Origin of the sequence: Salmonella sp. SAL4457, assembly GCF_046548235.1 — a bacterium.
Taxonomy (GTDB): Bacteria; Pseudomonadota; Gammaproteobacteria; order Enterobacterales; family Enterobacteriaceae; genus Salmonella; species Salmonella enterica.
Genome location: NZ_JBGDZO010000832.1, coordinates 1 through 257, shown reverse-complemented (window position 1 = coordinate 257; position 257 = coordinate 1). Strand labels below are relative to the sequence as shown.

General features: G+C 68.1%; 1 protein-coding gene. It reads left to right on the top strand.

Features of this window, described 5'->3' with window-relative positions; translation table 11 throughout:
• Window positions 1–64: 64 nt before the first annotated feature.
• Window positions 65–257, top strand: a 193-nt coding sequence (locus tag ACLJNW_RS26510) for a hypothetical protein (protein ID WP_410961554.1), incomplete at its 3' end; no start/stop codon positions are given.

The window sequence follows — 257 nt, the reverse complement described above, 5'->3', positions numbered from 1 at the left end:
CGGTCGCACTGGGCGGCCGCGCAACGGGCCAGGCCGTCTTCTTTTCGAGGACTTGGAGTAGGGCGTGTTTCGCTTGATCGTCACCGATGCCCCGGATGTCACGACCATGCGGCTGGTAGGCCGCCTCCGCGACGATGGCGTCGCCCTCGTGGCGGATAGCTGTGAGGCGGCCCGGCGCCCGCTGGTCCTGGACCTGTCCGAGCTGACGAGTGCCAGCGAGGCCGCGGTGAAGATGCTCCGCGAACAGGAGATCCAGA